Source organism: Pseudochrobactrum kiredjianiae (assembly GCF_030362795.1).
Classification (GTDB): Bacteria; Pseudomonadota; Alphaproteobacteria; order Rhizobiales; family Rhizobiaceae; genus Pseudochrobactrum; species Pseudochrobactrum kiredjianiae.
On the sequence record NZ_JAUCBM010000001.1, the window covers coordinates 1135127 to 1148511 of the forward strand.

Here is a 13385-nt window from a genome sequence, read left to right on the forward strand (position 1 = left end):
TATGGCTGCAACTGTGCTTTAATTATTTCGCAGCTCTTGAATGACTGCGTATATGGTCTTCTACAATTTTCAGGTCATTTTGAAGGCGCGAAAAGTGTTCTTTACGTTCCATCAAATCGCTCAGCCATGCAGGCAGAGCTGGAGAAACGCCACAGGCATCTTTCACTGCATCAGGAAATTTGGCCGGATGGGCTGTTGCCAGCACAACCATTGGTGAGGCCGTGTCTGCATATTCGCGCGCAACTTTAACGCCGATTGCTGAATGCGGGTCGAGCAGATAGCCATCCTGTTTCAGCACAGAGTCAATGGTTGCAGCGGTTTCCGCAACGGTAGAACGACCGGCGGTGAATTGCTCGCGGATGGTTTTGAGCGGTGCATCGGCAATCGTGAACTCACCGGACTGGCCAAGGCTGCGCATCAGGCCGCGAACGGCTGCCGCATCACGATCATAGCTCTCAAACAGCAGGCGTTCGAAATTCGAGGAAATCTGAATATCCATTGACGGGGATGAGGTTTGCTCAACACCGCGCATGGCATAGGAGCCGGTCGCAATGGTGCGCGACAGAATGTCATTGTCATTGGTGGCAATGATCAGGCGGTCGATCGGCAGACCCATCTGCTTGGCAACAAAGCCTGCAAAAATATCGCCGAAATTGCCGGTCGGCACAGTGAAAGACACTTTGCGATCCGGTGCGCCGAGGCTGAGCGCCGATGTGAAATAATAGACGATCTGCGGCATGATCCGTGCCCAGTTGATCGAATTGACACCGGAGAGCGAAAGCGTGTCACGGAAGCTCAGATCATTGAACATGCCTTTGACGAGGTTCTGACAATCGTCAAAATTACCGTCAATGGAGAGTGCATGCACGTTGCTGGCTGCGGATGATGTCATCTGACGCTGCTGCACAGGCGATACGCGACCATGCGGGAACAGGATGAAAATATCGGTGTTGTCACGACCGGCAAAAGCCTCAATCGCCGCGCCGCCGGTATCACCGGATGTCGCGCCGACGATGGTTGCACGCTGGCCGCGTTGTGCCAGCAGATAATCCATCATGCGCGAAAGCAGCTGCATCGCCACATCTTTAAACGCCAGCGTCGGACCGTGGAAAAGCTCCAGCACATATTCATTCGCGCCGGTTTGAACCAGCGGGCAAACGGCATCATGGCGGAATGCGCCATAAGATTCGCGCACCATTTTTTCAAATTCGGCAGCTGGAATCTCACCATTCACAAAAGGAGAGAGGACAGCGAGGGCGATTTCCACATAGGATTTGCCACGCAGATTGCGGATGTCTTCAGCGGAAAATTGCGGGTAGCTTTCCGGCAGATAAAGACCGCCATCACGCGCCAGACCTGCCAAAAGTGCATCAGAAAAGCCTAAAACCGGCGCTTCGCCACGGGTGCTGACATATTTCATAGGGTTTCAGGCCTCATTTATTCAATGCAATTTTGTTCCGGCGACGCGCCGGTTTTGGTTGATCTGTGTGTGTTTTCTGTTCGCATCCCTTGTGCCATATGCAAGTCTGTCGGGATAGAGCTTGCCCTATGCACAAAAAACGTGAAAATATTACCTCATAATGCATGTTAAGCGCCGTGCGTCCATATGGAAACGCATTCTGAAAGTGAGAAACAGTTTGGCTGAAACTGTGAAACAGCTTTTGGACAAAATGTGCAGCAATAGTTAAAGCTGCATAGCTGAGACTGCAAAAAACATTGCAGCGCATATGCAGAATAACAGGACAGAGCGGCTGCGGTGGTAGTTTACCGGAGCGGCTCGAAAACAGGTTCAATATTCAGGAAGACCGGTTTATGCAGAATTTTACCTTCGGACGTTTAAATCCTCTTTCAACGCGGTTTGCCCGTCTGGGTGGTGCTGCTTTGCTCGGCCTGATCGTGGCCGGTTGTTCAACCAGCAATCAGGAGCCAACGGTTTCAACATCGGGTGAGCAGCGTGTAACACAGGCCGATTTGCAGGCCTTTTGTCCGCGCATCAGCCTGCGTGAAGGAACATCCTTCTTCAGTACCTATGAAAAAGGCGGCAATGGTGACAGCGCCCGTGTGATCTATCAGGCTTCTATTGCTGATGTGACGCGTGATTGTCGCAGAGATAACGGTAATTTGGTCATTACTGCGGCGGCTGCCGGTCGCGTTGTTCCGGGGCCAAAGTTCCGCAATGGCACAATCAGCATGCCAATCCGCGTTGTGGTGATGGAAGGGGATAAGGTTCTGTCCAGCAACCTGCATAAGCAGGCCGTGTCAATGACCAGCTCTGACTCTGCAACACAGTTCGTCTTCACAGCCCCGCTGGTGACTGTATCGGAAGCGACTGCCCGTCAGGTGCAGATCTTTATCGGCTTTGATGAAGGCCCGCAGAAGAAATAATGGGTTAGGGCATATTCACTGCACTATGCGTTAATAAAAATACCGCGTCTGTTTTAAATCAGGCGCGGTATTTTCGTATTTGCTTACGCATATTTGCAAATAGTCTAAAATTATTGCATAAAATATTAACTATAGCTTCATCCAGCCGTGAATTTTGTCAGCTGTTTAAACTGATTTCATTCAAGGTAAATAAAGAATTTCGTTTAAAATATTATTTATTATCAGTTATTTAGAAGATTAAATTGCGTAGTTTTGCCCGATTTGGGGCCTATTGACTGTGGAATGCCGCATATTCATCATTAAGACGATGAAACAATGAAACTATTTGTAATCTCTAACGATTAGACTGTTGCCATGATGACAGCATATGAACTCATTCAGGAACCAACCGACACCTGGGCCATTTTTGAAATGGATTCCGGTGAACCGGTTATGATCGAAGGCCGTCCGATGATTGGTCTGACCGAGACAGAAGCGCAGCAGGTCTATGCTGCACTGACTGCTCCCGTGAAAGACGCTAAGAAATCAGCGGCCTGATATCAGGCATTTGGCTTAAGCCATAATGCATCAATCAAGGGCGATGATATTGTTTAATATCATCTGCACCAAGCAAAAGGGCGTGCTGTGGCACGCCCTTTTGCTTTTCTGTTCACAGCAGTTGAATCAGAAACCTTCGTCCCATTCGGCCATTGCTTCGATCACAGCAGGCAGATCGCGATGGCGGTTAATCACGGTTTCCGCACCGGCTTCAGTCAGTTTGTCTGCGTGCCCCGGATAAGTATGGGCACCGCCGGTAAAACCGATCACACGCATGCCTGCAGCGCGTGCTGCATGCACGCCATGGCTTGAATCCTCAATCACAAAACAATGTTTCGGATCGGCGTTGAACTGCTGTGCTGCATAGGTGTAAACATTCGGAGCCGGTTTCGGCTCTTTATTGCCAACTTCACGGGCGGCATAAATATGCGGGGCAAACGCATCGTAAAGCGTTGAACGCTTGAGCATCAGTTGCAGGGAGTCCGTGTTGGAATTCGAGCAGATTGCTTTCGGATATGGAAGCTGGCTCACCACATCTTCGATACCGTCAACTGTCAGCAGTTCTTTGGTAATCCGCTCTTTCATAATCTTGCGCGATTTTTCAATCAGCGATGCAGAGATCGGAATGGAGGATTCCCGTTCAATTTCCATCAGAATGCTCGGCCATGTCAGACCGGCAAAACGCTCGGCAATTTCCTCCGGTGAAATCGGATAACCGGCATCGGTCAGAAGTTCGGATTCGACCTGTGCGGCAATATACTCGGAGTCGACCAGAACACCGTCACAGTCGAAGAGGATCAGCTGGGGTTTAGACATGAAAAATCCGTAAATGTTCAGAAGCTGCAAAAGCCGGAACAAGGCTCGCAACAAAGGAGAGGGAGGACAAGCCCTGTTTATACTTAAAACGATTGAGGGTCAAAATGATAAAAGAAATTGCCCGCTTCAATATTTGACCAAAGGCCAAATCAGTTGGCGCGAAGCAGGTGATTTGCCGGCATCATATTTTAAGCTTTTACCCTGTAAAATTCGGTAATCGTTAAAAAATGTAAACATTTACAGTGGCTTGCGACCTCGATTTTACGGCTATTTTAAAGAAATATGACGATTTTTGACATTCAAAGTGGTTTTTAACAATTCTCTTAACCCCATGTTTACCCTGTTCGGTAACCATAAGGACAGTAAAGCGTTCCTATGTTTAGCGAGTATCAGATGTCCGTTGTTCGTCTTGTGAAAGATCTGCCAGAAGCTGCACCGCGCTCGGTCTGGCTTGATACAATTCTTAAGGGTGACTGCGTAGCTGCACTTGATCGTTTGCCTGATCATTCAGTGGACGTGATCTTTGCTGATCCCCCTTACAATCTTCAGCTTGAGGGTGCATTGCACCGCCCCGATCAGACCAAGGTCAATGCCGTGGACGATCATTGGGATCAGTTCGACAGCTTTCAGGCTTACGATGCCTTTACCCGTGCGTGGTTGATGGCATGCCGTCGCGTGCTGAAACCAAATGGTACAATCTGGGTTATCGGCTCCTACCACAATATCTTCCGTGTTGGTGCATCCTTGCAGGATCTGGGCTTCTGGATGCTGAATGATGTGATCTGGCGCAAAACCAATCCGATGCCGAACTTCCGTGGCCGTCGTTTTCAGAATGCCCATGAAACGCTGATCTGGGCGTCCCGCGACCAGAAGAGTAAAGGCTATACGTTTAACTACGAAGCCATGAAAGCCGCTAATGATGATGTGCAGATGCGCTCTGACTGGCTGTTTCCGATTTGCACCGGTAATGAACGTCTGAAAGACGAGAATGGTGACAAGGTTCATCCGACCCAGAAACCGGAAGCACTGCTTGCGCGTATTCTGATGTCGTCATCCAAACCGGGTGATGTGATCCTTGATCCTTTCTTCGGCTCCGGCACCACCGGCGCAGTTGCCAAGCGTCTCGGCCGTCACTTTGTCGGTATTGAGCGTGAGCAGTCTTATATTGATGCGGCGACTGCCCGTATCGCTGCGGTTGATCCGCTGGGTAAGACTGAACTGAAAGTGATGAGCGGCAAGCGTGCAGAACCACGTGTGGCATTCATCAGTGTGATTGAGGCTGGTTTGCTGCGTCCGGGTACAGTTCTGACTGATACCAAGCGCCGTTATGCTGCAATCGTGCGTGCAGACGGAACTCTGGCCGTCAATGGCGATGCCGGTTCCATTCACCGTATGGGTGCCAAAGTACAGGGCTTCGATGCGTGCAATGGCTGGACATTCTGGCACTATGAAGAAGAAGGCACTCTGAAGTCCATTGATGCGCTGCGTGCAGAAATTCGTGTCAACATGGCTCAGGCCGGTTCATAAACCAAATGAGACAATTGCCAGTCATTTCATGCTGGTAATTTCTACAGCATTCTGCGCGGATTTGATGTGTTACTCACAAGCCGCGCATAACTATCGGACTGACCTCCAGAGATGTCTGAGCCTTAAAGCGCCGGTGTTACACCGGCGCTTTTTTTCATGCGCTGAAATAAAACTAATAAAGAGCAATTTGCTTATTTAAAGGTATCGGGAAGTGCTGCGCCGATCGCTTTTTTCATGACTGTTGGCAATGCTTCTTCACCAAGGTTTTGTTGTGCAACCCACCAGCCATTATTACTTGGTGGGATAGATGTCACATCCGCTTTGTAAACACTGAGACGCAGTTCAAAATGCGTGAAAATATGGGTGATGCTGCCGCTTGGCAGCCACTGTGCCGCAAAAGGTGCGCGTTCTGCACTGGTGAGCTGCATAATATGCTCTGGCGTTGCGCACTCATTAGCCGCGATCCAGTCGCTGTTGGGCACTTCGCTCATACCGGCAAGCAGACCTTTGTCGGCGCGCTTGCGCAAATAGACCTCACCCTGCGGCGATACAATAATAAATGCTGCACCATAGCGGACGGGTCTGGCTTTTTTCGGAGCTTTCACAGGATAAAGCTCCGGTTCCCCCTCAGACAACGCCGCGCAATTATCGTTCAACGGGCAGAGAATACAGGCTGGTTTTTTGGGCGTGCAGATGGTGGCGCCAAGATCCATCATCGCTTGCGCAAAATCACCGGGGCGGTTCTGCGGCGTAAGCTGCTCTGTAAATTTGCGGATTTCAACCTTGGCCTGTGGCATCACGGTTTTGATCGCAAACAGGCGGCTGACCACGCGCTCGACATTGCCGTCAACGACAGCGGCCGGAATATCAAAAGCAATCGCGGCAATGGCGGCAGAAGTGTAATCGCCAATACCGGGCAATTGTTTGAGACCGTCCACGCTTTGCGGAAACTGCCCGTCATATTGCATGGCAATCATGTCCGCGCATTTTTTTAAATTGCGGGCACGAGAATAATAGCCAAGTCCTGCCCAACCACGCAACACATCGTCTTCCGTGGCATCGGCAAGTGCCTGCACAGTTGGCCAGAGGCCGGTAAATTTAAGGAAATAGGCCTTAACCGCTTCAACTGTGGTTTGTTGCAGCATGACTTCGGACAACCAGATACGATAGGGATCAGGTCGAACACCCTGCCGGTAGTCATCCGGTGTCACGCGCCACGGCAGCACACGGTGATGACGGTCATACCATGCCAATAGTTTTTCTGCAGGGGTGTGGCTGGTTTCTGAGGAGAGGGGGCGCTGTTTCGTCATAGTGTTTCCATAAAGGATATACGGACGGAATGCACCGGAATTTACTGAAATTCACCAGCCGTCTTCGCAAGGCATAAAGAGCCGCGGTAAAATAATCGGCATCTTGTTGCTAACTGCCGCGGTTTCCAATATTCCATAGGTATCGTGAAATACTAGAGCGTGTCGCATTTAATGAAACTTATAGTGCTGGCTCTGGATTGTTTTAATTATCGCATGTTCGCGGTAGCTCAAATGAATAAATTTGAGCCAGACATGCTTTATTGCAGGGCTTGATATTGCTGAACAAACAAAGTTTTCCCGTTTATGCTCTTAATCTTGATCGTTCCAAGGATCGGTGGGAGAGTTTGTTGGCGCATGCGCAGGAAGCTGGTGTGGCGGTTCAGCGTGTGCCTGCTGTTGACGGAAAATTACTTCGGCCTGAAGATAAAAAGAATTTTGATGATGCGGGATTTCGCAGAGATCACGGAAAAATCGCTTCTGCTGCGGAGATCGGTTGCTATCTCAGCCATATGAAGGCGCTGCAAATTATCGCTGATGGTGATGCCGTCGGCGGCGTTGTCATTGAAGATGATATTCGTTTTTCAGATGAATTCTTGCCCGTGGTTGAGGCTGCAATGACCTTGCAGGGCTGGGATGTAATCAAACTCATTCATAATCGTCTGGTCGGCTTTCGGCCTGTTGAGCAATTGACGGTAGGCGTGGCTATCGGGCGTACAACGCACGGGCCGCTTGGTAATGCCGGTGCTTATATTGTGTCGAAAGAAGGCGCTGCGAAACTCTTGCAAGCCTTGCAGATTATGCATCTGCCTTATGATGTGGCACTGGAGCGTGGCTGGACAGGCTCTTATAATTTCTTCACTGCCAGCAAGGCTGTGGTGAGCAATCCCAATGAGAGCGCTTCCACAATTTCGGAAGGCGCGAACAGCTATTCAAAAGCCAAGCTTCCGACTTATAAGCGCATCAGCACTTTGTTTTTCCGCGTTAAAGACTATCTGTACCGGATGTTTTATAGTTTTAAAAAGGCTAATCTTCGCCATAGATAACAGGCAATGTGATTATGCTGTTTTCAGCGTTTAAAGGAATAAAATGAGCAGAGAGGAAAAATCGGGTTTTAAACCGCTGGCAGATACGGCCGGTAGTGTGCTCGATCCTGTTTTGCGTAAACGCGCCGGTATTAATCTTTCGCTGATACAGGCGTGGGAAGATGTTGTCGGGCCGCAGATTGGTGCGCAATCGCGCCCGTTGCGGATCGTCTGGCCGCGTCGCGCCCATGAGGATGATCCGTTCCAACCTGCAACGCTGGTTATCGGTTGTGAAGGCATGGCGGCGATGCGTATCCAGCATTCCACCGGCGAGATCATCAACCGTGTAAATTCTTTTCTGGGCTTTGCGGCCATTGCCCGTATTCGTATTGAGCAAAAATCTGTAGCGCCTGTTGCGCAACGCAAAGTCAAACCGCTAATGCCGGTGGGTGCGCCTGCCGAGAAGAAGCTCGCACAGGCGACAAATGGTATTGAAGACGAGGCTTTGCGGGCTTCACTGATGCAGCTTGGCCGCAATATTCTCGCAGAGAAGGCCAATAAAAAGCCACGTTAGAGCGCCGTGCGCCCATTTGGGCGCACAAAACTCGCTCTAACACTTTATATTTTCAGCATAATTTTAACTTAAACTGATTCAAGTTTAAGGAATTATGCTGTAATAACGGTGTTCAAGAGCTAATCATTGCACGTTAAGTCTCTGTAGACGCACTGTTTATTAAAAACTCTTAAGCTGCCTGACAAAATTCGGGCATTTTGCTCTATTATCGAAACTCTATAGCAACGTGAATAAACGGGTGATTCGTATGATATCTCAACTGAACCGCAGACAGCTCCTGGGTAGTGCAGCACTTGCAACTGCGGCATTGTCAGTCTCTGCGGCTGGAAGTGCTATGGCACAGTCCGGTGTTCCGAAATCAGACGGCACCGTTGATATGGCGAAGCTGCTTGAAAAAGGCTCGCTTGAAGATAAGGTTCTGGGTCAGGCCGATGCGCCGGTAACAATCGTTGAATATGCTTCAATGACCTGCTCACATTGCGCGACATTCGCTGTGAATACGTTGCCAGTAATTGAAGAAAAATACATCAAGACCGGCAAAGTCCGTCTGATTTTCCGCGAATTCCCGTTTGATCCGCGTGCAACAGCTGCTTTCATGCTGGCACGTTGTGCGCCGGATGACCGTTATTTCCCGATGGTTGATGTGCTGTTCAAACAGCAGATGCAGTGGGCTGCGGCCGATGATGCACAGGCTGCATTGCTGCAAATCTCGAAATTGGCCGGTTTTACACAGGAGACATTCAATGCCTGCTTGACGAACCAGCAGCTTCTCGATGATGTGAATGCTGTTCGTGAACGTGGCGCTGAGTTCGGTGTGAATGCAACGCCTACCTTCTTTATCAATGGCAAGAAATATTCCGGGGCTCTTTCGGTTGAACAGATGTCGGCAGTTATCGACTCTATGCTCTGATCCTGATGCATTTTTATGCAGCGGGCGCTTGGACGTGTCCGCTGCATTGTCATATTCTACGCTTTTCGTGTTTACCCTCAAATTATTCTTTAGTCGTTTTTTTGTACCGCATTCGGCTTTGCAGAGCTTTGAGCGGAGTGCTGGCTAATGCGTTTTACCAAGCTGCGCCTTCTCGGATTTAAATCTTTCGTCGAGCCGATGGAATTCGTTATTGAAGGCGGATTGACCGGTGTCGTCGGGCCGAATGGTTGCGGCAAGTCCAATCTCGTTGAAGCATTGCGCTGGGTTATGGGAGAAAATTCCTATAAAAACATGCGCGCTTCCGGCATGGACGATGTTATTTTTTCCGGTTCCGGCACGCGCCCTGCACGTAACAGTGCGGAAGTCACATTGTTTCTCGACAATAGCGACCGGTCTGCGCCGCCATCCTACAATAATGTTGATGAGTTGCAGGTCTCACGCAGGATTGAGCGTGAATCAGGTTCCGTTTATCGCATCAATGGCAAAGAAGTCCGTGCCAAAGATGTACAGCTGCTGTTTGCCGACCAGTCTACCGGTGCGCGCTCACCGTCTATGGTCGGGCAGGGACGTATTGGTGAGTTGATTCAGGCCAAACCACAGGCACGGCGTGCGCTGCTGGAAGAGGCTGCCGGTATTTCCGGTTTGCATTCGCGCCGTCATGAAGCCGAATTGCGGCTGCGTGCTGCTGAAACCAATCTTGAGCGGCTGGAAGATGTTGTTGGCGAGCTTGGCACGCAGATTGAAAGTCTGAAGCGTCAGTCCCGTCAGGCCAATCGCTTCCGCTCGCTATCGGCTGATATTCGTGCGGCTGAAGCAATTTTGCTGCATCTGCGCTGGTCGCAGGCCAAAGCCCATGAGGGAGAGGCTCAAACTGCGTTGTCCACAGCAACATCCCATGTTGGCGCGATGGCGCAGGCACAGATGATTGCAGCCAAGGAACAGGCCATTGCTGCGCAACATTTGCCGGAATTGCGCGATCAGCAGGCATCTGCCGCCGCAGCCTTGCAGCGTTTGACCATTGCCGTTTCACAGCTCGATGAAGAAGCGGCGCGTCTGACCCAGCGCCGTTCCGAGCTGTTAAAGCGGCTTGAACAACTGAGTTCTGATATCGCCCGTGAAGAGCAGATGTTGCAGGAACATGCTGCTGTGCTTGAGCGTCTGGACGAAGAAGAACAAGATCTGCGTGAGCAGAATGAGGCTTCCGGCGACCGTGCGATTGAAGCGGAAGAATTATTGTCTGCCGCACAAGAGCAACTGCAGGGGCATGAAGCCGAACTGGCACAAATTACCTCGGTTCGTGCGGAAGCTGCGGCAGAGCGCACGCAGAGTGAACGCTTGGTGCGTGATATTGCCGAGCGTAGTGAGAAGCTCTCCGCGCAGTTGCGTACCGTTGAACAGGATATTGCTGCGCTGGAAAACCAGCTGAAGCTTCTGGCCGGCACAGAAGAAAAAGCCGCCAGAGTAGCGCTGGCTGAAGAGGCGGTGCAGGCTGCGGAAGAACAGGCACTAGCTTGCGAGGAAATGGTAGAGCAAGCGCGGGAAGCTGAAACCGGCCACCGCCAGCCATTGATCCAAGCGCGGGAAGAACTGAACCGGATTGAAACCGAAGCCCGCACTCTGGCTAGCATTCTCAATAGTGGCCAGTCGTCCACCTATATTGCTGTTGTTGAGCAGATGCAGGTGAAAAAGGGCTATGAGACTGCGCTTGGTGCTGCTTTGGGGGATGATCTCGAAGCACCGGTTAATCCGCAGGCACCGGTTTTCTGGACGGATATTGAAGGCCAGAATAATCGCGATTTTGGTCAGCTGCCGCAAGGGGCGGTACCGCTCAGTACTGTGGTTGATGCGCCTCCGGCATTGCAGGCACGTTTGTCTCAGATTGGTCTGGTGGACGACAGTGAAGGCGCAAATCTTCAGACACAATTGCAAAGCGGTCAGCGTTTGGTGAGCCGTGAAGGCAGCGTCTGGCGCTGGGATGGTTTTACGGCGCGTTCCGATGCGCCGACTGCCGCTGCACAGCGACTGGCACAGAAGAACCGTTTGGCAGAACTTGAAGCCGCCGCTGTCACTGCACGTAATCGTGTAATGCTGGCAGAAACGGCTTTGCGTCAGGCTGAGGCGGCTTTGCGCGAGGCAGTTGAGCGTGAGCGCAGCCTGCGCGATCATTGGCGTGCCGCACAGCGTGAACTGGCACAGGCGCGGGATACCTTGGCTGAGGCCGAGCGTGTTGCCGGACAATTGTCCAGCAAGCGTGCCGCATTGGATGAGGCGAAGACCCGCCTCAGCGATAGTCTGGAAGAAAACACCATTCAGTTGGAAGAGGCGCAGATCAGGCTTGATGATCTGCCGGATCTGGCTGCATTGAACCTGCAACTCACCAGTTTGACCACGCAGGTCATGGCTGATCGTGCCGCGATGACAGAAGCCCGTGCAGCGCACGATAATCTGCGCCGCGATGCAGAAAACCGTTTGCGTCGGCTGGAAATGATTGTCCATGAGCGTAAAAGCTGGCAGTCGCGGGCGGAAAATGCCCGCAGACAGATAACAGCACTGACAGAACGCAGAGATGAAACCGGTGATGAAGCGGAAGATCTGGCAGAAGCACCGGCAGATATTGAAGAGCGCCGCCGTGAGTTGCAAAGTGCTGTAGAAGATGCGGATACGCAGCGCAAGGAAACGTCCGACCGCTTGAGTATTGCTGAAACCGAACAGGCCAAGCTGGACAAGCGTGCGACACTGGCTATTCAGGAGCTGGCCTCATCGCGGGAAATGCGTGCGCGTGCAGAAGAGCGTCTGGCCGCAGCAGAAGAGCGCCGCAAAGATACAGAAGCACGTATTGTCGAAGTACTGAATTGTGCGCCGCATGAAGCCTTCCGTCACACGGGACTCAATACCGGTGATCCGCTACCGGATATGGATCAGACCGATCGCCAGCTTGACCGCTTGAAGATTGAGCGCGAACGCCTCGGCGCAGTGAATTTGCGTGCCGAAGAAGAACAGCGTGAATTGTCCGACCGGCAGGATGCGATCATTAACGAGCGCGAAGATGTTATTGAAGCGATCAAAAAACTGCGTCAGGCTATTCAGAGCCTGAACAAAGAAGGGCGTGAGCGTCTTCTGGCTGCGTTTGATGTGGTCAATGAGCAGTTCCAGCGTCTGTTTACGCATCTTTTTGGCGGCGGTACGGCAGAGTTGCAATTGATTGAATCCGAAGACCCGCTTGATGCGGGGCTGGAAATTCTGGCACGCCCTCCGGGCAAGAAGCCGCAGACCATGACATTGCTGTCCGGCGGCGAGCAGGCTCTGACGGCAATGGCGCTGATCTTTGCTGTGTTCCTCACCAATCCGGCGCCAATCTGTGTGCTGGACGAGGTGGATGCACCGCTCGACGATCACAATGTGGAGCGCTATTGTAATCTGATGGATGAAATGGCTGCGTCAACAAAAACGCGCTTTGTCATCATCACACACAATCCGATTACCATGGCGCGTATGGATCGTTTGTTTGGCGTGACTATGGGCGAGCAGGGCGTGAGCCAGTTGGTTTCTGTTGATCTGCAAACGGCTTCTGCTATGCGTGAGGCTGTCTGATTTCATTGAAGAGGGGCTTATGGAATCTCATCATCAGGCGGGACAGATTATTATTTTAAACGGTGCGCCACGCGCCGGAAAATCCACGATTGCGAAAGCCATCCAGCAGAGTTTTACAGGCATATGGGTCAATCTGGGTGTTGATCTCTATGTCCGCGATATTGTGCCGGAAAATTTGCGTCCGGCTATCGGGTTACGACCCGATGCGGCGAGGCCGGATATTGAAACCTGTATTCCGGTATTTTATGCGGCACTCTATGAGACGATCGCAGCGCATAGCAGGTTGGGTTTGAACGTTGTTGTTGATGTCGGCCATCATGATGCCTATTCCGTACCGCAAAATATCTTGCCGCAATGCGCTCGCCGTTTACATGGTTTGCCCGTGCTGTTTGTCGGCGTGCATTGTTCACTTGAAGTGATTATGCAACGGCGCAATGCCGGACAGGCAGGGCGTGAGGGTGAATATGTAACCGGTACGCCGGATGCTGCTATCCCTTTGCCGGTAAAGCTTTGGCAAGAGGCCGTGCATCGTCACGGCATCTATGATCTGGAAGTTGATACATCCTTCAATAGCGCACAGGCCTGTGCCGAAATGATCCGGCAAAGGCTTGTTGATTTTGAAGGCCAGTCAGCGTTTCAACGTCTGGAGGAATTGTAATTAAAGCATTTGCGAGCCAAAAGTGGAAACCGCT

The 13385-nt window shown here is 51.3% G+C and carries 11 protein-coding genes; 8 read left to right on the forward strand and 3 right to left on the reverse strand.

Going from position 1 to position 13385, the window contains the following annotated elements:
* Positions 1 to 22 precede the first annotated feature (22 nt).
* On the reverse strand, positions 23 to 1420 hold the full coding sequence (thrC, locus tag QUF18_RS05000) for a threonine synthase (RefSeq protein WP_289385793.1): 1398 nt from the start codon (positions 1418 to 1420) through the stop codon (positions 23 to 25).
* Positions 1421 to 1812: 392 nt separating this feature from the next.
* On the opposite strand from thrC, the gene QUF18_RS05005 reads away from it, so the two are divergent.
* Together QUF18_RS05005 and QUF18_RS05010 are read left to right on the forward strand one after the other, a co-directional pair.
* Positions 1813 to 2385 carry a hypothetical protein gene (locus QUF18_RS05005; protein WP_289385794.1) on the forward strand — a complete coding sequence of 191 codons (573 nt, stop codon included), beginning with the start codon at positions 1813 to 1815 and terminating at the stop codon, positions 2383 to 2385.
* A 354-nt stretch (positions 2386 to 2739) separates the two neighbouring features.
* Positions 2740 to 2922: a hypothetical protein gene (locus tag QUF18_RS05010; RefSeq protein WP_289385795.1), complete on the forward strand. Its 183-nt coding sequence runs from the start codon at positions 2740 to 2742 to the stop codon at positions 2920 to 2922.
* A gap of 126 nt (positions 2923 to 3048) precedes the next feature.
* On the opposite strand, the gene QUF18_RS05015 is transcribed toward QUF18_RS05010, so the two are convergent.
* The gene (locus QUF18_RS05015) at positions 3049 to 3738 is read right to left on the reverse strand and encodes an HAD family hydrolase (protein ID WP_289385797.1); all 690 of its coding nucleotides are present in this window, start codon (positions 3736 to 3738) and stop codon (positions 3049 to 3051) included.
* Positions 3739 to 4131: 393 nt separating this feature from the next.
* On the opposite strand from QUF18_RS05015, the gene QUF18_RS05020 reads away from it, so the two are divergent.
* On the forward strand, positions 4132 to 5265 hold the full coding sequence (locus QUF18_RS05020) for a site-specific DNA-methyltransferase (protein ID WP_289385800.1): 1134 nt from the start codon (positions 4132 to 4134) through the stop codon (positions 5263 to 5265).
* Between the two features lie 191 nt (positions 5266 to 5456).
* On the opposite strand, the gene mutY is transcribed toward QUF18_RS05020, so the two are convergent.
* The gene (gene mutY, locus QUF18_RS05025) at positions 5457 to 6575 is read right to left on the reverse strand and encodes an A/G-specific adenine glycosylase (protein WP_289385803.1); all 1119 of its coding nucleotides are present in this window, start codon (positions 6573 to 6575) and stop codon (positions 5457 to 5459) included.
* A gap of 275 nt (positions 6576 to 6850) precedes the next feature.
* Here mutY and QUF18_RS05030 point away from each other — a divergent pair, with 275 nt between their 5' ends.
* The 5 genes from QUF18_RS05030 (at position 6851) to QUF18_RS05050 (ending at position 13351) form a co-directional block, all read left to right on the forward strand.
* On the forward strand, positions 6851 to 7618 hold the full coding sequence (locus QUF18_RS05030; RefSeq protein WP_289385805.1) for a glycosyltransferase family 25 protein: 768 nt from the start codon (positions 6851 to 6853) through the stop codon (positions 7616 to 7618).
* Positions 7619 to 7661: 43 nt separating this feature from the next.
* Positions 7662 to 8171: a DUF721 domain-containing protein gene (locus tag QUF18_RS05035; RefSeq protein WP_289385806.1), complete on the forward strand. Its 510-nt coding sequence runs from the start codon at positions 7662 to 7664 to the stop codon at positions 8169 to 8171.
* A gap of 247 nt (positions 8172 to 8418) precedes the next feature.
* On the forward strand, positions 8419 to 9081 hold the full coding sequence (locus QUF18_RS05040) for a DsbA family protein (protein WP_289385808.1): 663 nt from the start codon (positions 8419 to 8421) through the stop codon (positions 9079 to 9081).
* A gap of 147 nt (positions 9082 to 9228) precedes the next feature.
* The gene (gene smc, locus QUF18_RS05045) at positions 9229 to 12693 is read left to right on the forward strand and encodes a chromosome segregation protein SMC (protein ID WP_289385810.1); all 3465 of its coding nucleotides are present in this window, start codon (positions 9229 to 9231) and stop codon (positions 12691 to 12693) included.
* Positions 12694 to 12712: 19 nt separating this feature from the next.
* Positions 12713 to 13351, forward strand: coding sequence for a chloramphenicol phosphotransferase CPT family protein (locus QUF18_RS05050; RefSeq protein ID WP_289385812.1), 639 nt, complete (start codon positions 12713 to 12715; stop codon positions 13349 to 13351).
* Positions 13352 to 13385: the final 34 nt, after the last annotated feature.